The sequence below is a fragment of the Spirosoma oryzicola genome (assembly GCF_021233055.1).
Lineage (GTDB): Bacteria > Bacteroidota > Bacteroidia > Cytophagales > Spirosomataceae > Spirosoma > Spirosoma oryzicola.
This window is the reverse complement of sequence record NZ_CP089538.1, coordinates 1,793,547-1,814,345: the sequence shown is the minus strand read 5'-3', so window position 1 is coordinate 1,814,345 and position 20,799 is coordinate 1,793,547. Positions and strand designations below refer to the sequence as shown.

Sequence of the window (20,799 nt, the reverse complement as noted above, 5' to 3'; positions counted from 1 at the left end):
CCGTTCGTTTAGGCGGTTCAAAAATTATTTTCTTTCTGACTCATAGCCTTTTCGCCAGGTCAGCTATTGTAGCTCTTGATTAATTCTCGAAGCTATAACTGTTTTTTGAGCCAAAAATCCCGCTGCCGCTCGGACCCAAACTGAAAATAGTGGTACCCAAAGCGCTCGAACCCATTTTTTTGGTAAAAGGCAAGTGCGCGTTCATTCCGCTCCCAAACACCGAGCCAGACGACGGTGTAACCAGCACTACGCGCCCAGTCTAAACAGTGTTGCATAAGCAGGCGACCCTGCCCCTGCCCTGTCTGATGCTGCAACAAATAAATCCGCTGTATTTCAATGGCTTTATCCGTTTCGCCAAGCGACTGCGCCAACCGACGCGGTGCCCGATGCCGACGTAACTTCGCGTAACCAACGGGTATCTGTTCATCATTTTCGATGATGAAGAACGTTGAACGTGGGTCGGCCAGTTCAGCTTCCAGGATGGGCTCAGTGATGGCCGTTTCAATGTACTCCTCAACAAGCTGAGCCGGATTGTGAGGGGGCCCGAAAGCTTCGCGCATGGTCGTTGCCGCTAACGGCACGAGTGTTGGCGCATCGGCACCAGTAGCAGGACGAATTCTCAAGAGACTAGTGATTTATAGGTTATTCTGTATGTTTTACGAATATAGCCCGAAATTTGTGCGTCAATAGTACATAACCGATCTATACATGTTCCTCTTACGTTACCCGCTCGTGCTGGCATCCGGATCGCCCCGCCGGAAACAACTCATGAACGACGCCGGATTTCAGTTTACGATTGAGACGCGTCCCACCGACGAGATTTTTCCTGACACGATGCCCGTCAATGAAGTGGCCGAATACCTCGCCCGTCAGAAAGCGGAACAGTTTATGCCGGACTTAGGGCAGCGCATTGTTCTCTGCGCCGATACAGTTGTTATTTTGGACAACCAGATCATGAACAAGCCCCAGGACGAAGCCGACGCCCGCCGAATGCTGCGGGCGCTATCGGGACGAACCCACCGCGTCCGGACCGGCGTTGCCCTCCTGACTCCGTCCGTTGATTCGACCGAGCCAATCGTACAATCCTTTACCGATGAAACAACCGTTCGGTTTGTCACGCTGACCGATGCAGAAATCTCGTACTATATCCACGAGTGTAAACCCTTCGATAAAGCGGGTTCTTACGGCGCGCAGGACTTTATCGGTTTAGTTGGTATCGACCAGTTAGAAGGCTCATTCTACACGGTAATGGGTTTGCCAACGCACCGGGTTTATCAGGCGCTAAAGCCTTACGCTATCAACGTGTAAAGAACTACTCATTGCTTTAGCTGTATTAGCTACTCGGCAAAACCGGTCAAGATTGACGCAAAGATAAACTCATCCGTTCGTTTCTCCGTTCACCAAAAGGATAGCTACATTTTCCTGAATGCACACAAATAATGCCACGCCATCAGCGGTAGGCTCACGCTTTACAGCTGATGCGTCTTCTCCTTCGGTCGGCCAGACGGGGGTTCACTACGAAATTTTTGTCCGTTCCTTTGCCGACTCCAACGGCGATGGCATCGGCGACCTGAACGGGGTTACCAGCAAACTTGATTACCTGAAAGACCTTGGCGTATCGACGATCTGGCTCATGCCGATCAGCCCGTCGCCAACGTACCATAAGTACGATGTGACGGATTACTATGGCATTGATCCGGAGTATGGAACGATGGACGATTTTAAGCGGCTCGTTACCGAAGCGCACCAGCGGGGTATTGGCGTTATTATCGACCTGGTTCTCCACCACACCAGCATCAAACATCCGTGGTTTGAGGAAGCATCAAAGGGGCCTGATAACCCGTACTGGAACTACTATAAATGGCTTCGCCCTGACGAGATCAAACGGCGTAAGCTGGCAACCCGCGACATTACGGCCGATTCGGGCGAACGAAACCCCTGGCACGCAGTCCGTGGAGCAGCCTACCCCGAACGGTATTACGGCATGTTCTGGAGCGGTATGCCCGACCTGAATTTCGACTATCAGCCGGTACGGGACGAAGTTTTTAAGATTGTTCGCTATTGGCTCAACGACATTGGCGTAGACGGTTTCCGGCTCGACGCGGCACGTCATTTATACCGCGAGTTTGAAGAACCTAAAAATCATGAGTTTTGGGCACAATTCGGGCAGGTAGTCGAAGCGGCTAAGCCCGGTGCCTATACCGTCGGCGAAGTCTGGACCCGCCCCGAACACATTGCGCCTTATTTCCGGGGGTTGAAAGCCAATTTCAATTTCGACCTTCAATTGATGATCGCGGAGATCGTTCAGAAAGAAAATGACACCGAAGACTTGGTGGAGTATCTTTCATATGTCCACGCCACCTTCCGAACGGTTAACCCTCAATTTATTGACGCCTTACTCCTGTCAAACCATGACCAGAACCGGATTGGCAGTCTGCTTCATGGAAATATTGATCAATTGAAAGTAGCGGCCAATCTCTTGCTGACATTGCCCGGCCTTCCCTATCTGTATTATGGCGAAGAAATCGGGATGTTGGGTATGAAGCCGGATGAGTTTATACGGGAACCGTTTTTGTGGGACATTCGGGAACGGGACAAACAACGGACGCGCTGGCGTCGGGGTCGCTACAGTACCAGCCAGACGATTCAGCCACTGGCTCAGCAGCAGTCGGACCCGAACTCGCTTTTCAACCACTACCAACGCCTGATCCACTACCGGAATACCCATCCCGTTCTGAATAACAACCTGAGCCTATTGAGCCAGTCGGGTATCCGCCAGAAGGGCGTTGTCGCATTCATCCGGCAAAATGGCTCAGACGGTCAGCGTGTACTGGTTGTTCATAACCTGACCAAAAAATCGATTGATGTCTTCTTCTCGCCAACGGAAGAATGGTGTACAGCCATCGTTTTTGAAGGCGCAGCAGGTAGCTCGCTCAACAGTGACCGCCTGACCGTACCTGCTTACAGTTGTGTCGTGTTGAAATAGAGCAAATTGCGAATACTATTCTCTGTCTTACTTTTACATAAACATAGAGACTATGCTGACCCGAATTACCATTGACCCAACTATATGCCACGGCAAACCCACGATTCGTGGGTCACGGCTGTAAGTCACGACAATTCTAGAATTGTTAGCCAGCGGAATGACATAGTCTGAAATCATAGCTGATTATCCAGGTCTGTAAGCCGATGATATTCAAGAATGTTTAAACTATGCCGTTCGACTAGCGCACTTTAATATCCTTCCTCTAGAGACTGTCTAAGAATTTATTTTTGTACCATTTTTGTCATCCCGAGGAACGAGGGATCTTCGGAAATAATATAAAGTACCGGTTCGCAAAGATCCCTCGTTCCCCGGGATGGCAAAAAACACTCACTTCGATCCTTCAGGAAAAAATTTAGACAGCTTGTTAGCAGCATGAATTTTTTAGTGAATGAACAACTTCCCCATCTACTAGCCGATTGGCTAAAAGAAAAAGATTAATCAACTGACAATGAAAGTCTGGTTTTAGATTAGCCGTATGTATTGTCTCTGGTAGCGTAAGTGGTTAGTATCTTTGGGCTTTTCGTCTAAAGTATTTTATGCAAAACCGCTTTCTCTTTTTCTTGGTTTTTTTAGCTGCCCCCCTTTTTGGGCAGACGCCATCCGCCAAACGGATTGCTCAACACATCGACAAACTCGCTTCCGATAAGATGCAGGGCCGGGGTACAGGCAGCCCCGAAAATGCTAAAGCAGCTGCGTACATCGCCAAACAGTTTCGCAAGTACAAACTATTACCATTGGGCACCAATGGCTATTACCAGCCGTTTACGGCAAAAATCAGACGGGTAGTCGTTGCTGACAGTTTACCAAAAGCCGCCAATGTGATTGGTTTTCTGGACAACGGCGCACCGTACACCATTGTCATCGGCGCTCACTATGATCACCTCGGCTTGGGTCGGCAGGGTAGTTCGCTGGAGACGCAACCCGAAGGAAAGATTCATAACGGAGCCGATGATAATGCATCGGGTGTGGCTGGTTTGCTGGAGTTAGCACAGTATTTCGCTAAAAACAACGTCAAAGAGCCATATAATTTCTTATTTATGGCCTTTGGTGCTGAAGAGCTAGGCTTGCAGGGCTCCCGCTACTTTCTCAATAATCCGACATTGCCGTTGGAGAAAATGAATTTTATGATCTGTATGGACATGATTGGCCGCTACAATCCTGAGCGGGGCGTTGGCATTGGTGGTTACGGAACGAGCGATGCCTGGCCGACTGTGTTCAAGGGCGTCGAAAGTACAATCAAGTTTTTCACGGATCGTCCCGGCAATGGAGGCTCCGACAACGCGGCTTTTTACGCCAAACAGATTCCGGTGCTGTTCTTTCACACGGGCGGCCACCCCGACTACCACAAACCCTCCGACGATCCCGACAAGATCGACAGCAAAGCGGAAGAAGCGATTCTCCAGCTTGAAATAAAGATTCTGGAAAACGCCATGCAGCAGCCGAAAATGAATTTCACGGCGGTAAAATAACCTCCGCGAATACCGAAACAGTAACCAGCAGCCTATGAAAACCTTTCTTCTCTGCCTTTCCATTAGTCTTTCTTTTATTCTTGTCAACTACGCGCAGACACCTAGCCGCCCCAACATCGTCGTCATTCTGGCGGATGATCTGGGGTACGGCGACATTGGCGTTAATGGACAGAAACGAATCAAGACACCCCATATTGATCGGCTGGCCAAGGAAGGAATGCAGTTCACTCAGTTTTACGCGGGTACATCCGTCTGTGCCCCGTCGCGCTCATCACTTATGACGGGGCAGCATACGGGCCATACGTACATACGGGGGAACAAAGAAGTAAAGCCCGAGGGCCAGCAACCCATCGCTGATTCGGTCGTTACCATGGCTGAACTGTTAAAAAAAGCGGGCTATACCACGGCGGCATTCGGCAAATGGGGATTAGGCCCCGTCGGTTCGGAGGGCGACCCAACCCGACAAGGGTTCGACCAGTTTTATGGCTACAACTGTCAGGCGCTGGCCCACCGTTATTATCCCGATCATCTTTGGCATAACGATCAGAAGATTGTGCTAGCTGGCAATCAGGACCTGAAACAAGCCCGCGACTATGCGCCGGATCTTATTCAGAAACAGGCGCTTCAGTTTTTGAACGAACAGACGGGCAGACAACCGTTCTTTCTTTTTTTGCCCTACACCCTCCCTCATGCCGAACTGCTCGTCCCCGACGACAGTCTGTTTGCGCAGTACAAAGGAAAATTCGATGAGAAACCGTTCAACGGAGCCGACTATGGACCCGACGCCAAAACGGGTGGGTATACCTCGCAGGCCTATCCACGGGCTACGTTTGCCGCTATGGTAGCCCGGCTCGACCTGTATGTCGGTCAGTTGATGGCTTCGTTGAAAGCGAAAGGACTGGACCAGAACACGCTGGTCATTTTTACCAGCGACAACGGCCCACATACGGAAGGAGGAGCCGATCCTCAATTTTTCAACAGTGGTGGTGGCTTTCGGGGTGTCAAACGGGATTTGTACGAAGGGGGTATCCGGGAGCCTTTCCTCGCCCGCTGGCCCGGCGTCATCAAGTCGGGATCGAAAAGCGATTACATGGGCGCATTCTGGGATCTGTTTCCCACTTTTGCCGAACTGGCAGGAGCCAAGTCAACTACTCCAATTGATGGTCTATCCTTTGTTTCGTCGCTGACGGGCCGAGGAACGCAGCAAAAACACGATTATCTGTATTGGGAATTTCACGAAGGAGGTGGCAAACAGGCTATCCGTCAGGGCAACTGGAAAGCGGTTCGGCTACAGGTTGTCCAGAATCCGAAGGGGCTAGTCGAGCTTTATGACTTGTCAAAAGACCCTGGCGAAACCAAAAACCTAGCGGCCCAATACCCCGACAAAGCGGACGAACTGGGCCGATTGATGACCAGTTCGCACGTTGAGTCCGCACTCTTTCCCCTGGTAAAGCAATGAAAAAATAGCCTTCTATGACTTGTTCCGTGAAGCAGACCACTATCTTTGCCCAATTTATAGTTTTACTGCTTCCATGGCCCAATCTCTCAGCGTCCGCCATCTGGTGGGCATTAAAGACCTGACCGAATCTGACATTCAGCTCATTCTAGAAACGGCTGGGCAGTTCAAAGAAGTCATCAACCGCCCGATTAAGAAGGTTCCCTCGTTGCGTGATGTGACCATCGCCAACGTTTTCTTCGAGAATTCGACCCGTACCCGACTGTCGTTTGAACTAGCCGAAAAGCGATTGTCGGCGGATGTCGTTAATTTTTCGGCGTCGGGCAGCTCGGTGAAGAAGGGCGAAACCTTACTGGATACGGTCAACAACATTCTGGCGATGAAAGTGGATATGGTCGTGATGCGGCACAGCAGCCCCGGCGCTCCGCACTACCTGACCAAGCACATCAACGCCAATGTCGTCAACGCGGGCGACGGCACCCACGAACACCCGACCCAGGCGTTGCTGGATTCCTTTTCCATTCGCGAAAAGCTCGGCGACGTAGCTGGTAAGCGCATTGCCATCATCGGCGACATTACCCACTCGCGGGTAGCGCTGTCCAATATTTTCTGTTTGCAGAAACAAGGAGCCGAAGTGATGGTGTGTGGCCCCAAAACGCTTATTCCAAAACACATCGAAGCCCTTGGGGTGAAAGTCGGGCATGACGTTCGGGCGGCCCTGGCCTGGTGCGATGTGGCGAACGTGCTTCGCATTCAGCTGGAACGCCAGCAAATCAAATACTTCCCGTCGTTACGCGAGTATTCGCTGTACTTCGGCATTTCGAAGCAAATGCTCGACGAACTCGATCGGCCTATCGTTCTGATGCACCCTGGCCCCATCAACCGGGGTGTCGAACTGACTTCCGATGCTGCCGACTCATCGCATTCGATTATTCTGGATCAGGTCGAGAATGGCGTTGCGGTTCGTATGGCGGTGCTTTATTTACTGGCCCAATTGTAGAAACGTTTGATAATAGTTCGCTGATTGACGCCCATGCGGGCTGGAAGAGCAGTGTCAGCGGGACCGCCATGTGGTGTCGGTTTTGAGAAACCGACACCACATGGCGGTCCCGCTGACTCCACAACTTTGTCCGCTTTGGTAGCTGATCCGACATCTACTTTGACGTAGTCAAAGGCGTAAGCACGAATTGATAAGTAAGTATAATCCTTACCTGGCGGGCGGGTTGATTTTGGGCAAATACCCGAAATCAACCCGCCCGTCGTCATTTCAGCCGTTTTTTTGAGGCTTTCTCAGTAGGACCAAGTTGTATAAAAGAATGTCCGACAAGAAATATACTCAATTATTTTTATTTATACGTGGTCTAAATAAGAACTAATATGTACTTTTGCAGCCGTTAACCAAATTCAGTCAAGATGAGCAAATTATATATGTACGTTCTACTACTGTGTCTTAGTAGTAGTGTTGCCTTTGCGCAAACGGGTGGCCTTCGCGGTAAGATTACTTCTTCCGAAGGCAATCCAGTCGAATCGGTTACCGTACAGTTGAAAGGAACTCGTTACGGTGCCATGTCTACGGCGGAGGGTACCTATGAGCTAAAAAACATTAAAGCGGGCGACTATACGCTTCAAATTTCACTGATTGGCCTGGAAACTCGGGAACAGGCCGTAAGCGTACAAGCAGGACAGGTTACCGATGTCCCAACCGTTATGCTCAACGAAAGTGCCAACCAGTTGCAGGAAGTCATGGTGATGGCCGGACGGGGCAAGTACACCGACCCGAACGTTTCTTCGTCGCTACGGCTGGCGGCTCCCATTCTTGAAATTCCGCAGAATATTCAGGTTATCACCAATAAGGTGCTATCGGATCAGCTGGTAACCAGCATGAGTGATGGCGTTATTCGCAACGTTAGCGGAGCGACACGGCTCGAACATTGGGGCGATATGTATTCGCGGGTAAACGCGCGGGGTGGTCGTTTGTCAGCGTTTCGGAACGGCATGAACATCACCTCAACCTGGGGTCCGCTAACGGAAGACATGAGCTTTGTCGATCACATTGAGTTTGTGAAAGGTCCCGCCGGTTTTATGATGTCGAATGGCGACCCAACCGGTATTTACAACGTCGTGACCAAACGGCCAACGGGTGTTACCAAAGGTGAAGCCAGCCTTATTCTGGGCAGTTACGATTTCTACCGGGCTTCGATTGATCTGGACGGCAAGCTCAGTTCGGATGGTCGTTTGTTGTACCGCTTCAACGCGATGGGGCAAACCAAAAACTCGTTCCGCCCGTACGAATACAACAACCGCTACAGCGTTGCTCCCGTTATCAGCTACCGCCTAAGCGACCGGACAACACTGACGACCGAATACATTTATCAGTATTCAAAAATGTCGAACGTGGGTAGTTACTATGCGTTCGATACGCGTGGCTATGCGAAGCTCCCCCGCGATTTTACGCTTGCCGAACGCGGTCTGGAACCGACTACTATCAACGATCATAACCTGACCATTAACCTTCAGCACCAGATCGATCCCAACTGGAAAATAACGGCTCAGGGCTCGTACTTCAATTACCAGCAGATGGGTAGTTCGATGTGGGTAAACTCGGTGAGCGCGAATGGCGACGTCATCCGAAACGTAAGCATCTGGGACGCGTCGTCTGTTATGAAATTTGGTCAGCTATACCTGAACGGAACGGCGCAGACGGGCGGTATTCAGCATCGCATCCTGACAGGTCTGGATTTAGGCAGCAAAGAGTACCTCGCCGACTGGGGACAGTCCTTTGATCTAGACACAGCGGGTTCGTTCAACATCTACCGGGCTACGCGAGGAGCACCTGTGCTCCCCATTAGCAACTTTGACCGGAGCAAGAGCTTAGCCCAGCGGGCGGGCGGTGTGCTGACGCAGTCGTATACCGGCTTCTACGCCCAAGACGAATTAGGCTTTCTTAATAATCGCCTTCGCCTGACGTTGGCGGGTCGTTTTACCGACGTAACGAATAATTCGTACGGTACCATCACCAAAGGAAAACGCTTTACGCCCCGGGTGGGCCTGAGTGTTTCGATTGATCCACAAACATCGGTTTATGCCCTTTACGATCAGTCCTTTGTCCCGCAGACCGGTATCCGGCGCGACGGTGGCGAGGTGAAACCCGTTACCGGCAACAACCAGGAGATCGGCCTAAAACGCGATTGGTTTGGCGGTCGCTGGAATACGACATTGGCGTTGTACAGCATCCTGCAAAACAACCAGAACTCGGCTGATCCCAGCAATACGGCTAGCGAGCAGTTTGTTATCCAGTTCGGCCAAACCAAAACGCAGGGTATTGAATTCGATTTGCGGGGCGAAATTGTAAGCGGTCTGAACCTGGTTGCCAACTACGCCTTGACGGATTCAAAGATTTCACGTTCGGCTACCGAGTCTCTGGTCGGCAACAAAGTGCCGGGCTACGCGAAGCACAACGCCAATGCCTGGTTGAGCTACCGGGTTCAGCAGGGTATACTGAAAGGGGTTGGAGCTTCTCTGGGTTTCAACTACCAGGGTGAGCGCACAACCTGGGCCTGGACTGGGGCAACGGGACAGCTGGCACTACCCGATTACTTCAAACTCGACGGTGGGTTGTTCTGGGAACAGGATCGGTTCCGGGTCACGGCTAACGTCTTCAACCTGACCGACGCTTATCTGTATTCCGGTTCGCCCTACCTGACCTTCTACTACTATCAGGCTGAGCCAGGTCGTAACTCACGCGTTGGCATCAGCTACCGGTTCTAAACCATTTTAATTCGTTAGCGGACAATCCCCGCCATTGACTGATCGTTAGCATTGGTCGATGGCGGGGATTTTTGCATGCCAGCTATCCATTAACGACACGCCTATTTTGCCCATACGCTGACTCATTTTAGCCAGCCGAACAAATCCGTTACCCATACTGTTCTCAAAGAAAGATTTTACGTAACTAGCACCTCACGCATTTACAGTTCGCTCAATCACTCATTGGCTATATGAAAGGCTTTCAATTTTCTGACTACGTCCCCCCCGAACAAAAGGACGGCAATAAGTTCGATCAGCTCCTTAACATCTTCCAGCAACTGCTCCTGCTGACCTCCGGCGACGTAGAGCAGGCGATGTCCTGGATGAGCCAGCTTGATCGGCAGTACGGCCTGACCGACGACAAATACGGCATCGGCAATTTTTTCGACGATCTGAAAGAAAAAGGCTATCTGACCGAAGACAACGAGGAAGGCAAAATCGTGATGACGCCTAAAAGCGAACAAACGATCCGCCGGTCGGCACTCGATGAGATTTTCGGTAAACTCAAGCGGTCGAAGTCAGGAGGGAACCACAATACGCCTTACTCGGGCTCGGGTGATGAATTGAGCAGTGATCTACGGACCTACCAGTTTGGCGATACGTTGGAACAGATCTCGATGACCGAATCCATCAAAAACGCGCAGATCAACAGCGGTGTCGATGATTTTCGGCTGATGGAGCGTGACCTGGAGGTGACGGAGAAAGAGCAGAAAACGCAGACGTCAACGGTACTGATGATCGACATTAGCCACTCGATGATTCTGTACGGCGAGGATCGCATCACGCCCGCCAAGAAAGTAGCCCTGGCACTGGTCGAGCTGATCAAACAGAAATACCCGAAAGACACGCTCGACATTGTGGTGTTTGGGAACGATGCATGGCAGATTCAGGCGAAGGAATTACCGTATCTAGAAGTTGGTCCTTACCACACCAACACCGTGGCCGGGCTTGAACTGGCAATGGACTTGCTGCGTCGACGCAAAAACAAGAACAAGCAGATCTTTATGATCACCGACGGAAAACCGACCTGTCTGAAAGAAGGGATTAAGTATTACAAAAACTCGTTCGGGCTTGATCGCAAGGTAGTGAGCAAAACATTGACGTTAGCCGCTCAATGCCGTCGATTAGAGATTCCCATTACCACGTTCATGATTGCTTCGGACCCGTATCTGAAACAATTCGTGCAGGAGTTTACGAAGGTGAATAACGGGCGCGCTTACTACAGTGGCTTGCAGGGATTAGGCAATATGATGTTCGAGGATTTCCAGCGGAACCGCCGGAAGAACATTAAAGGTTAGCAGAGGTATTGGGTATAGTTTTTGTCATGGCGTCGGGCCGGGTGGCCGGAGCCATGACAAAAAACTATACCCAACTTGTGAGAGGTAGGTTACGAAAAGAAATAATCTAACTCTACTCAGGACTGAAACAGCAACAGACAAGTTGCCGGAACGAGGAACAACGAGATAATTGACGAGAACGTCACCAGAATAGACGCGTTTTCTGTTTCGGAATCGATAAAGGTGGCAAACACGACGAGATTGGCGGCAATCGGGAACGACGCCATTAACAGGATCAATTTCTGATCGTCACCTTCCAGTTTACCCAGCACGATAGACTCAAGCCAGACCAGTGCTCCCAGGATCACGGCAGCGGCCACGTAGCGTACAGCCATGATCTTACTGAACAGGCTATAATCAACCTTTTTCACATCAACGGCGGTCAGTGTGACACCGATGATGGTCATGCCGAGGGCTGAGAGCGTCCAACTGGCTCCTTTCATTACCGGTTCCAGTGATTCGGGCATTGTAAACCCGTACGCATTGGCAATAATAGCTGCCACCAGCGCGTAGATAGCCGGAATCTTCAGGACATTTTTGACTGAATCGCCGACGCCCATGTCTTTACTACGGGATATGAGGTAATAGCCCACGGTATCACCGTACAGTACGTTACCCATATAAGCACTGATTATCAGTGGCATCTTTTCCTCTCCGAATAAAGCCATCACAACCGGAATACCAAACCAGCCGATGTTGAAGTACGAAAACGAGCAACGAAGCAAGTCCTGATTGATATCCCCCCCCAACCGCCGACCGGCCAGTTGAGCGGGAATGTTCATAAGAGCCGCCAACAGAAAGATAATGCCCATAGCCGTTGCCAACTGGGCGGGTTCGGCTTTCAGGATGTTATCAAAAATGACCAGCGGAATCAGCACGTAAAGTAGCAGGCTCGAAATAGGCTTACTTTTGAGACCAAGCCACCGACTGGCAACGTACCCAAGTATGATAAAACCGTACAAGGGTACGACACTAGTAAGCAACTCGCTCAGTACGTTCATGTTGGATTCGTTTGATAATCGATTGGGTTAGCGGGTCAATGCGGGCCACATTGAACCAAACGGAGTTTGTATCGAACAATTCGCCGACCAGCAGATGGCCGATTCCATAGGCGGGCGCATCGCCCATGTTTGGCACGTAGAGCTGCATGGTATTGACGTCGGCCTGTACGCCACCCGCTTCGCAAGGAACCAACTGGTTCTTCTTAAGCAGTCGTTCCAAAACCGGAACAAGCATTTTTTCTGCTTTTGTAGCCGGACCAGTTGCGTTGATTACGTAGTCGGCCTCATCGGTAAATCCTTTTTCCGTCGTCATCGTGAAACGTCGGGTTTTGTCGTCCCATGTCACTTCGTCCGAATACGCCGTAACTGTCACCTGACCCGAAGCTAGCAGATCGCGGAGTTTGTACGCGTTCTGGAGAGGAATAGCGTGACGGTTGATGTCCGAATAAGGCTTAAGCCACTTGGAGAAGCGAATTCGTTCATCCTGCGGCAGCAGTTGCCAGATCGCAAACGAACTATAGCGAGTTGAATACAGAATATTCTGGAAGATACTGTCACCCTGAAGTGCCTGTTCAATGTCTTCGTTCAACAGGTCGAGTTGAGATTTCCCGATCCGGCGGAACTGCTTCCAGTCCAGTGGACCTTTTATTCGCTCAACCTCAGCCCGAAACAAGCGAAACAGATCGCTGGCACGTAGCGCCCGCTTCTGCTCCCGGATGATTCGCCGAACGTTGCCGATGGTCAGCTCCTTTCGATCGAAGGGTTTTTCTTCCGGCGACTGTACGCGGGGTATCAATCCGTCTTTCGAGTATAATTTGATGGGTCCCCGGTGGCCGTTGTTGACCAATGTTATGATCGCATCAATGGCGGTCAGACTGGCTCCCAGTACGCAAACCGACGCGTCTTTATCGGTAATCGTGTCCAGAATACGACCGGCGGGCCAGGGCGAATCCAGGTAATTTGGCGACGATTCCAGGTCGTTAAAGGTGTTGGACTTGGGCGTTCCTGTCGCCAGTACCAATACATCAGCCTCAATAATTTGTCCTGATTCGAGCGTAACGGTAGCACCCTCTTCAGTAATTGCTGCGTCGACGGCCAGTTCGTGGTACAGATCGACCGTCATACCATGCTGCCGGGCCAGTTCGACGTACTCCTCAAACGTTTCTTTAAGATAAATGCCGTAAAGTTCGCGGGGCGGGTAACTGTGCTCGTCGGTAGCGATGTCGGGGTATTCGGCATCGATCAGTTCGCGGTGGCTAGCCATCCATTCGACGAAGTGGTTCTGCTCCTGGGCGAAGATGCCCATCAATCCCGCTGATGTGTTGAGCAAATGTCCTTTCTGGCCTGTGCCATAGGCTAACCCCGGTCCTATTTCATCTCGTTTTTCAATGAGCGCAAATGATACGGGTTCCGATTCGGGCGTTACGATCAATTTCAATACGAGGTGAATAAACGTAGCCGTTCCACAGGCACCTCCTCCTACAATAGCAATCCTTTGCTGGTCCATCTGGGTAAAGAAGCAGGGCTTATTCAGTTCATCTGGTTGGTAACACCCCTGCTTCTTTAACCTCTTTTTAATGGTATTGTTACGCCTTATTTTGCCCTGCCACTTGCATTTTCAGGGTGTAAATTGACTCGGATGCCGTGATAAACAGCGTCTGGCGGTCAGTACCGGCAAAACAGATGTTTCCCGTCCAGTCTTCATCAATTGGTATTTGCGCAATTTTTTCGCCGGCAGGGCTGTAAACCGTTACGCCGTCGCCCCCCGTCAGGTAAAGATTACCCTGTTCGTCGAGCGTCATTCCGTCTGAACCCTGTTCCACGAAAAGTTGACGGTCTTTTAGACTGGCGTCGGAATTTATGGTATAGCGATAGGTTTTGTCGTCGTCAATGTCGGCGACGTAGAGCTGCTTGCCGTCAGCGGTGCCGATGATACCGTTTGGTTTTACATAGTCTGTATCGACTTTCTCAGGATGGGGTTTACCATGAGGCAAAAAATACAGGTATTCGCCGGTTACCTGCGGCCCATTGTGCGCCCAATAGTCCCGCTCATAATACGGATCGGTAAAGTAAATATTTCCTTTTTGATCAATCCAAAGATCGTTGGGACCATTGAGCCGGCTGCCTTCGTGATCCGTCATCAGCACCGTTACTTTACCTTGCGGACTGATTGACCAGATTTCATTTTTCTCGTCGGCGCAGGTTACCAGATTACCGGCAGGATCAAAATACATCCCGTTCGAGCGGCCTGACTTTTCCATGAATACCGACAGCGTACCATCAATACCATACCGCCAAATTTTATCGTTCGGCTGGTCGGTAAAGAATACGTTACCTTCGGCATCAACGGCGGGGCCTTCGGTAAAGCTAAACTGGTTGGATACGCGGGTCAGCGTAGCGCCAGGAGCAATAAGATTTGTCGCGTCGAAAGCGGTAAAGACTTCTTGTTCAGATTGTGCCATAGTTGATTGTTGAAATTAGGGGTGTTCGGTCATGTCTCTAAAAAAAGAACCCCCACCACCGACCGCTTGTTTATAAATCAACCGGTTCAATGGTTCGACAAAGCCCGCTAACGCTTACTCTTATGACATTTTCTGATAAAGCCATTGCCTACTATAATTCACTCACGGCACCAACCAGCCTGCCCCCTGAAATTGGCGTCATGAATCCATACCAGTCTACTGATGTTCAGCAAATTATACGTATATTCTATAACCGATTCTACAGCGACACAACACCGCGCATTTTCGTTTTGGGCATCAATCCGGGACGGTTTGGGGCGGGCGTGACGGGTATTTCTTTTACCACCCCCCAAAACCTTCGCCGGTATTGCGGTATAGACAACGACCTGCGCGATACGCCCGAACTGTCGAGTCGGTTTATTTACCAAGTTATCGAAGCGTTCGGTGGGGCCAAGGAATTTTATAGTCGTTTCTTCCTGACCTCGTTGTTCCCCCTGGCCTTGACGAAGGCGGGTAAGAATTATAATTTCTACGATGATCGGGCCACTACGGAAGCGCTTTGGCCCGCCATTACCGAAACGGTAAAGACCCAGATCGGCTTTGGCTACGACAGACGGGCAGCCGTATGCCTGGGTCGCAAAAATGAAACGTACCTACGTCGGCTCAACGACCAGCAGAGCTTATTCGACCGCATCGTCACGCTTGATCATCCCCGCTATGTTTTGCAGTACAAGAGCCGGGATATGGCTCTTTATTTGGATCAATACATCCGCGTTCTGGCCGATTGCCTGCCCACCAACTGACTTATACCAAAACAGCCCGTCGTGCGACGGGCTGTTTTTTTAGCAAAGAGAGAATAGTAACCTACGCGCGTTTGAATTCAATAATTGTGGTGTAGTTATCATCTTTACCATCTCCATCCAGATCCTCCTGCGCATCAATGCCCCAGGTCATGGTACCGCCGTTGAGGGTTAGATCGTAGGTAGATGTTGATCCGTCGCCATCCGTGATCGTCAGCTTATTGCCCGTTACTTTCCAGGTCGAGGTATCACTTACCGGACTTATATCGTCCGCATTATCCGTCTGGCATTTGGGCGATGCGACACCCGTGATTTTGCTGTTACTATTGAAGGTAATCTTCGTATCGGTTAGACAATCGATTACTCCCTCACCAACGTATTGTTTCATTACTTCTAGGTAGTCCTGGGTCTGGGTACCCTGTTTCAGTTTGATACCCGAAATTTTCCAGCTTCCTTCAACGGAATTTGGCGTTACAAGATCACCACCGCCCCCTTCTTTCTTACAACTTCCAAACCATAACGGCATCGCTACGACCAACGCCCAAGTAAGTAAACGACCTAACTTCATCATGTCCATCTGTGTATTTGTTTGATTCATTTTTTTCTGGTTCGCTACAAAAATATAGGAGCGAACGCGAGGCCACAGGGACAACCAGATTGAACCGTATAATCCAATTAACGAAGCGTCATAAGTGCCGGATGAACTGCAAAACCCGCTTTACAGTAAAATGAATTAATCCGTTTCTTTTAAAGCAGACGTACCACCAACGAAATAGCCTAGCTCATGCGTTTACTTCTCATTGCACTGTGTTTCGGTATCCTGTTCCGTTCACACGCTCAAAACAGTTACCAGCCGACAGCCGATAATCTGGCCGCCCGGAAAGCGTTTCAGGACGATAAGTTCGGCATGTTTATTCACTGGGGTGTTTATAGTATCCTGGGCGACGGCGAATGGATTATGAACCAGCGCCAAATCCCGATCAAGGATTACGAAAAACTACCGGCCTTTTTCAATCCGACCGCTTTCGACGCGAAAGAATGGGTTGCGATGGCCAAAAACGCGGGCATGAAGTACATTACGATTACGAGCAAGCACCACGATGGCTTTGCGATGTACGATTCAAAGGTATCGGACTATGACATCGTTGACCGGACGCCTTACAAGAAAGACGTTATCAAAGCGCTCGCCGACGAATGCCACGCGCAGGGCATCAAACTGTTTTTCTACCATTCACACCTCGACTGGCATCATCCCGATTACTTTCCACGCGGTCAGACGGGTACAACGGCGGGCCGCCCCCAAAGCGGTGACTTCGATAAGTACCTAACGTACATGGATACGCAACTAACCGAGTTGTTGACCAACTATGGCCCGATTGGCGGAATCTGGTTCGATGGCTGGTGGGATCAGTCGGCCCATGACAAAAAAGATCCACATAAAACACTTGTCGACTGGAAGCTCGACCGGACGTATTCGCTGATTCATAAGCTTCAGCCCGCTACGCTTATCGGCAACAACCACCACGTTGCACCTTTCCCTGGTGAAGATTTTCAGATGTTTGAAAAAGACCTGCCGGGCCAGAACAAAACCGGATTCAGCGGGGAGTCGATCATTGGACAGTTGCCGCTCGAAACCTGCGAAACCATGAACGGAGCCTGGGGCTTCAACATTAAGGACAACCGCTACAAAAGCACGAAAGAGTTGGTGCAGTACTTGGTAAAAGCAGCTGGGCACAACGCCAATTTTTTGCTGAATGTCGGTCCAATGCCCAACGGTAAGATTCAGCCCGAATTTGTCAAGACGCTCGCCGAAATGGGCCAGTGGACGCAGAAAAACGGCGAAACGATCTACGGAACCCGAAGCGGTCCTGTACCCGCCCGCGACTGGGGTGTTACGACGGCAGCAGGTAACCGCGTTTTTGTGCACATTCTCAACTGGCAGGACCGGCAGTTGACGTTACCTTCTGTTTCTGCAAAGATTCGTTCGGCGAAACTGTTTGCGGATAAGAGCCCCGTCAAATTTACGCAATCACCCGACGGTGTAGTATTGACACTTAACGCAGCGCCCAGCGCCGATGCCATCGACACCATCGTCGAACTGGAGATGGCCCCGGAAGTGGCGAAAAAATAAACACGTTTTCTTAACCAATGTAGCTCTAGTACCCAGAAAGCGCCGGATTGTCAGTCCGGCGCTTTCGTTTATTTTACAATCATTAAATAGCAAATTTCCCATGCGTTTCCTCTACGCAGCCAGTAAAGACGACTTTGTCTTGTAAAATAAGGCTGGCTATGGTAGTATTGTTGCCCAAAAGCTATTTAGGAAGCATATCGCAAAACTTTTCCTCTGTTTTAACCAAGAAAGCAAAATCTTTCATGATTAACCTTCCTGCTAGTAATTAACTACTCCTTCAACATGCACAGGACACTTAGTCTCCTCAGTTTAGTAATCAGTACTTTTTTTTCCGCGCAAGCTCAGGTCAAGCCCACTCCCCCAGCCGGGCAGAACGTTTACCAGTTCACCAAAGGACTCATGGCCGTTACGGGTAGCCGCTACGGGCGAGAAGCAATTTACATGGACCCGCTGGCGTATCAGTTGTATACCAACACCATCAAGCAACCAACCGAGGGATCGGTATTCAGCAAAACCGAGCAGGGACAGGAAATCAAGTGGCAATCCATCGCGGCTGATAGCCTGAACCGGCTCAGAAGTCGTAACGGGTTCCGGTTCGGCTCCGGCGGACCAGCCGGACCAGGCATTACCCCCGGTAGTATGCGCGGTGGCATCGGCACGGGCGGTGGGTATATCTATCTGACTTACTCGTCGCCCAACGAACAAACGGCTTTGCTGAATATCAAAGGCAACAGCAACGTGTACGTCAATGGCGAACTACACATGGGCGACGCGTACAGCATGGGCTATCTGTCGTTGCCTGTTAAACTCAAAAAAGGGCTGAACGAATTTTACGTTCGCGGTATGATGATCATCGCGAATCTGACGTTTCCCGAAAAACCCGTTTCGCTTCTCACGGACGATCCAACCCTGCCGAGCCTTGTCGTCAGCGGTCAGAATGCGGGCTTGCAGGGTGCCGTTGTCGTCGTCAACACGTCCAATCAGGCACTAACTGGTTTGCAGCTACGCAGTAAACTGGCCGGCAAAGAAGTACTGACCACCTTACCAACCATACCCGCCCTATCTACGCGCAAAGTGCCGTTCACATTTGACGGAAGCGCCGTGAGCAAGAAAGGTAAGCACGATTGTACGCTCACGCTGGTCAACAAAGGTAAAGCGATTGATGAATCGAAGGTTACGCTGGATGCGGTTGCGCCGGGTGAATCGTACAGCAGCACGTTTATCAGCAACATCGACGGCAGCCTGCAATACTACGCCGTGACGCCACAGTCTGCGACGAACACAGCTAATTCCGCTTTATTTCTGTCTGTACACGGTGCGGGCGTTGAAGCCATCGGCCAGGCAAAAGCCTACAAACCAAAAGATTGGGGCACGCTGGTAGCCGCTACCAACCGCCGACCTCGCGGTTTCAACTGGGAAGATTGGGGCCGTCTCGATGCGCTGGAAGTCCTGAACATCGGTAAAAATCGCTTTAAACCCGATCCGCAGCATGTTTACCTGACGGGTCACTCAATGGGTGGTCATGGTACGTGGTTCCTGGGTGTGACCTATCCCGACAAGTGGGCGGCTATTGCGCCCTGCGCAGGCTACCCGACCCTGAAAGAATACGGTTCCGCCGACGGGGTTATTCCCGATAGCAGCAACAACCCGATGGAGCGCGTCTTGCTACGATCTGGCAATCAGAGCGATGTCCTGAAACTGGTAAGCAACTACAAACCGCTGGGCGTTTATGTACTGCATGGCGATGCCGACCGGACAGTTCCTGTAACCTACGCCCGACAGATGCGTAAACTGCTGGGTACGTTTCATTCGGATTTGAGCTATTACGAATACCCGAACGGAGAACACTGGTTTGGCGATCAAAGCGTAGACTGGAAACCCCTGTTCGACTTTTTCAAGTGGCACCAGCGGCCAGCCGATTCAACGGTCAACGCGATTGATTTCATGACGTCGAACCCCGGCATCTCGTCTTCGTATTACTGGGCTTCTATCGAGCAGCAGATCCAGCCGTTGCAGTACAGCCGGATTAAGCTGAACCGGGCAAAGCAGGCGATTACAGGAACGACTGAAAACGTTCAACTGCTAAAACTCAAGCTCACGGATTTCAACGCGAACACCAACGTAGCGATCACGCTGGATGGACAGTCTCCTGTAGCTTACACAACAAAAGGCACAAGCGATAGCCTGTTCCTGCGCCGGGAAAATGACAAATGGATCGTAGCCACCGAACCCGATAAAACACAAAAAGGGCCACATCGGTACGGGACGTTCAAAGATGCATTCAGAAACCGGATGGTATTTGTCTACAGCACAATTGGCACCAAAGAAGAAAACGAGTGGAGCTTGCAAAAAGCCCGCTACGATGCCGAAACCTGGTATTATCGGGGTAACGGAGCCGTAGACGTCATTGCGGACAAAGAATTTTCGCTGCAAAAATACGCGGACCGGGGTGTTGTTTTGTTTGGTAATGCCACTACGAATGCCGCTTGGAAAGTGCTGCTTAGCGACTGCCCGGTTCAGGTCGAGCGCAATGCAATTCGGGCAGGTAGCCAGAATTGGAAAGGCGACGATCTGGCGGGTTATTTCGTGTGGCCAATTAAAGGGTCGCCGGTAGCCTCGGTAGCCGTCATTGGTGGTACGGGTCTCAAAGGCATGAAAGCAGCTTCCGCCAACCAGTACTTTGCGGGTGCCAGCGGCTTCCCCGATTTCATGATTTTCAGCCTGGACATGCTCCGTGAAGGTAGCAAAGGCGTCAAACTGGCCGGTTTCTTCGACAACACCTGGAAATTAGTCGGTAATGATACCGTTGCGAATGAGTAAAAAATTGTCGTTGATACCGATTGTGGTGTCGGTTTCTCAAAACCGACACCACAATCGGTATCAACGAATACTTCCATAAAGCAGACAAGTGCATACCTTTACGCTCTATTAATCTCTCCAGCTCCTTTCCATGCTCATAACCACTACATCGAATATCGAAGGCAAACGCATTGTAAAATACGTCGGTCTGGTCAACGGGGAAGCCATCATCGGCGCTAACCTCGTCAAAGATTTTTTCACCACCATTAAGGATGTCGTTGGCGGGCATTCCGGGGCTTATGTGCAGGCATTGCGCGAAGCCAAAAGCATTGCCCTGAAAGAATTGATCGATCAGGCTACCCGACTCGGAGCTAATGCCATCATCGGCGTTGACCTCGATTATCAAACCATCGGCTCTAACGGCGCTATGCTCATGGTCAGTGCCAACGGGACAGCGGTTGTCGTTGAATAAAGCCCGGCTGCTGTTAGTC

Annotated in this window: 17 protein-coding genes; 12 read left to right on the top strand and 5 right to left on the bottom strand. The window is 50.7% G+C overall.

Features of this window, described 5'->3' with window-relative positions; genetic code table 11:
• Positions 1 to 92 precede the first annotated feature (92 nt).
• The gene (locus tag LQ777_RS07350; RefSeq protein ID WP_232561872.1) at positions 93 to 623 is read right to left on the bottom strand and encodes a GNAT family N-acetyltransferase; all 531 of its coding nucleotides are present in this window, start codon (positions 621 to 623) and stop codon (positions 93 to 95) included.
• Between the two features lie 85 nt (positions 624 to 708).
• Here LQ777_RS07350 and LQ777_RS07345 point away from each other — a divergent pair, with 85 nt between their 5' ends.
• The 8 genes from LQ777_RS07345 (at position 709) to LQ777_RS07315 (ending at position 11,076) form a co-directional block, all read left to right on the top strand.
• A complete protein-coding gene (locus tag LQ777_RS07345) occupies positions 709 to 1,308 on the top strand; it encodes a Maf family protein (RefSeq protein WP_232561871.1) in 600 nt (199 codons plus the stop codon).
• Between the two features lie 118 nt (positions 1,309 to 1,426).
• Positions 1,427 to 2,986: an alpha-amylase family glycosyl hydrolase gene (locus LQ777_RS07340; RefSeq protein ID WP_232561870.1), complete on the top strand. Its 1,560-nt coding sequence runs from the start codon at positions 1,427 to 1,429 to the stop codon at positions 2,984 to 2,986.
• Positions 2,987 to 3,038: 52 nt separating this feature from the next.
• Positions 3,039 to 3,110 carry a DUF433 domain-containing protein gene (locus LQ777_RS30660; RefSeq protein WP_425276944.1) on the top strand — a complete coding sequence of 24 codons (72 nt, stop codon included), beginning with the start codon at positions 3,039 to 3,041 and terminating at the stop codon, positions 3,108 to 3,110.
• Positions 3,111 to 3,582: 472 nt separating this feature from the next.
• Positions 3,583 to 4,515: a M20/M25/M40 family metallo-hydrolase gene (locus LQ777_RS07335; RefSeq protein WP_232561869.1), complete on the top strand. Its 933-nt coding sequence runs from the start codon at positions 3,583 to 3,585 to the stop codon at positions 4,513 to 4,515.
• A 34-nt stretch (positions 4,516 to 4,549) separates the two neighbouring features.
• Positions 4,550 to 5,974 carry an arylsulfatase gene (locus tag LQ777_RS07330; RefSeq protein ID WP_232561868.1) on the top strand — a complete coding sequence of 475 codons (1,425 nt, stop codon included), beginning with the start codon at positions 4,550 to 4,552 and terminating at the stop codon, positions 5,972 to 5,974.
• Positions 5,975 to 6,047: 73 nt separating this feature from the next.
• Positions 6,048 to 6,971 (top strand): aspartate carbamoyltransferase catalytic subunit, encoded by a 924-nt coding sequence (locus LQ777_RS07325; protein WP_232561867.1) that lies wholly within the window; start codon positions 6,048 to 6,050, stop codon positions 6,969 to 6,971.
• Positions 6,972 to 7,384: 413 nt separating this feature from the next.
• Positions 7,385 to 9,739 (top strand): TonB-dependent siderophore receptor, encoded by a 2,355-nt coding sequence (locus tag LQ777_RS07320; RefSeq protein ID WP_232561866.1) that lies wholly within the window; start codon positions 7,385 to 7,387, stop codon positions 9,737 to 9,739.
• A 230-nt stretch (positions 9,740 to 9,969) separates the two neighbouring features.
• Entirely contained in the window at positions 9,970 to 11,076 is a 1,107-nt protein-coding gene (locus LQ777_RS07315) for a vWA domain-containing protein (protein ID WP_232561865.1), read from the top strand.
• Between the two features lie 116 nt (positions 11,077 to 11,192).
• Here the strand turns inward: LQ777_RS07315 and LQ777_RS07310 are convergent, their stop codons facing one another.
• The 3 genes from LQ777_RS07310 to LQ777_RS07300 all read right to left on the bottom strand — a co-directional run bounded on the left by LQ777_RS07310 (position 11,193) and on the right by LQ777_RS07300 (position 14,578).
• Complete coding sequence (locus LQ777_RS07310; protein WP_232561864.1) at positions 11,193 to 12,116, bottom strand: AEC family transporter; 924 nt, start codon at positions 12,114 to 12,116, stop codon at positions 11,193 to 11,195.
• Positions 12,088 to 13,623: an FAD/NAD(P)-binding protein gene (locus LQ777_RS07305; protein WP_232561863.1), complete on the bottom strand. Its 1,536-nt coding sequence runs from the start codon at positions 13,621 to 13,623 to the stop codon at positions 12,088 to 12,090. The genes LQ777_RS07310 and LQ777_RS07305 overlap by 29 nt, the downstream gene beginning before the upstream one ends.
• A 79-nt stretch (positions 13,624 to 13,702) precedes the next feature.
• Positions 13,703 to 14,578 carry an SMP-30/gluconolactonase/LRE family protein gene (locus LQ777_RS07300; RefSeq protein WP_232561862.1) on the bottom strand — a complete coding sequence of 292 codons (876 nt, stop codon included), beginning with the start codon at positions 14,576 to 14,578 and terminating at the stop codon, positions 13,703 to 13,705.
• A 122-nt stretch (positions 14,579 to 14,700) separates the two neighbouring features.
• Between LQ777_RS07300 and LQ777_RS07295 the strand changes: the two genes are divergently transcribed.
• Positions 14,701 to 15,381, top strand: coding sequence for a uracil-DNA glycosylase family protein (locus tag LQ777_RS07295; protein ID WP_232561861.1), 681 nt, complete (start codon positions 14,701 to 14,703; stop codon positions 15,379 to 15,381).
• 61 nt (positions 15,382 to 15,442) lie between these two features.
• Here LQ777_RS07295 and LQ777_RS07290 read toward each other — a convergent pair whose 3' ends face one another.
• Complete coding sequence (locus LQ777_RS07290) at positions 15,443 to 15,976, bottom strand: lipocalin-like domain-containing protein (protein ID WP_232561860.1); 534 nt, start codon at positions 15,974 to 15,976, stop codon at positions 15,443 to 15,445.
• A 186-nt stretch (positions 15,977 to 16,162) separates the two neighbouring features.
• Between LQ777_RS07290 and LQ777_RS07285 the strand changes: the two genes are divergently transcribed.
• The 3 genes from LQ777_RS07285 to LQ777_RS07275 all read left to right on the top strand — a co-directional run bounded on the left by LQ777_RS07285 (position 16,163) and on the right by LQ777_RS07275 (position 20,780).
• Positions 16,163 to 17,509: an alpha-L-fucosidase gene (locus LQ777_RS07285; protein ID WP_232561859.1), complete on the top strand. Its 1,347-nt coding sequence runs from the start codon at positions 16,163 to 16,165 to the stop codon at positions 17,507 to 17,509.
• 282 nt (positions 17,510 to 17,791) lie between these two features.
• On the top strand, positions 17,792 to 20,329 hold the full coding sequence (locus LQ777_RS07280) for a carboxylesterase family protein (RefSeq protein ID WP_232561858.1): 2,538 nt from the start codon (positions 17,792 to 17,794) through the stop codon (positions 20,327 to 20,329).
• Positions 20,330 to 20,459: 130 nt separating this feature from the next.
• Positions 20,460 to 20,780 (top strand): heavy metal-binding domain-containing protein, encoded by a 321-nt coding sequence (locus tag LQ777_RS07275; protein ID WP_232561857.1) that lies wholly within the window; start codon positions 20,460 to 20,462, stop codon positions 20,778 to 20,780.
• The last annotated feature ends 19 nt before the right edge of the window (positions 20,781 to 20,799 follow it).

Excerpts from the sequence above, each read along its gene's own strand:
- LQ777_RS07345 (WP_232561871.1), top strand. The coding sequence starts at position 709 with ATGTTCCTCTTACGTTACCCGCTCGTGCTGGCATCCGGATCGCCCCGC.
- LQ777_RS07340 (WP_232561870.1), top strand. The coding sequence starts at position 1,427 with ATGCACACAAATAATGCCACGCCATCAGCGGTAGGCTCACGCTTTACA.
- LQ777_RS07335 (WP_232561869.1), top strand. The coding sequence starts at position 3,583 with ATGCAAAACCGCTTTCTCTTTTTCTTGGTTTTTTTAGCTGCCCCCCTT.
- LQ777_RS07330 (WP_232561868.1), top strand. The coding sequence starts at position 4,550 with ATGAAAACCTTTCTTCTCTGCCTTTCCATTAGTCTTTCTTTTATTCTT.
- LQ777_RS07325 (WP_232561867.1), top strand. The coding sequence starts at position 6,048 with ATGGCCCAATCTCTCAGCGTCCGCCATCTGGTGGGCATTAAAGACCTG.
- LQ777_RS07320 (WP_232561866.1), top strand. The coding sequence starts at position 7,385 with ATGAGCAAATTATATATGTACGTTCTACTACTGTGTCTTAGTAGTAGT.
- LQ777_RS07315 (WP_232561865.1), top strand. The coding sequence starts at position 9,970 with ATGAAAGGCTTTCAATTTTCTGACTACGTCCCCCCCGAACAAAAGGAC.
- LQ777_RS07310 (WP_232561864.1), bottom strand. The coding sequence starts at position 12,116 with ATGAACGTACTGAGCGAGTTGCTTACTAGTGTCGTACCCTTGTACGGT.
- LQ777_RS07305 (WP_232561863.1), bottom strand. The coding sequence starts at position 13,623 with ATGGACCAGCAAAGGATTGCTATTGTAGGAGGAGGTGCCTGTGGAACG.
- LQ777_RS07300 (WP_232561862.1), bottom strand. The coding sequence starts at position 14,578 with ATGGCACAATCTGAACAAGAAGTCTTTACCGCTTTCGACGCGACAAAT.
- LQ777_RS07295 (WP_232561861.1), top strand. The coding sequence starts at position 14,701 with ATGACATTTTCTGATAAAGCCATTGCCTACTATAATTCACTCACGGCA.
- LQ777_RS07290 (WP_232561860.1), bottom strand. The coding sequence starts at position 15,976 with ATGAATCAAACAAATACACAGATGGACATGATGAAGTTAGGTCGTTTA.
- LQ777_RS07285 (WP_232561859.1), top strand. The coding sequence starts at position 16,163 with ATGCGTTTACTTCTCATTGCACTGTGTTTCGGTATCCTGTTCCGTTCA.
- LQ777_RS07280 (WP_232561858.1), top strand. The coding sequence starts at position 17,792 with ATGCACAGGACACTTAGTCTCCTCAGTTTAGTAATCAGTACTTTTTTT.
- LQ777_RS07275 (WP_232561857.1), top strand. The coding sequence starts at position 20,460 with ATGCTCATAACCACTACATCGAATATCGAAGGCAAACGCATTGTAAAA.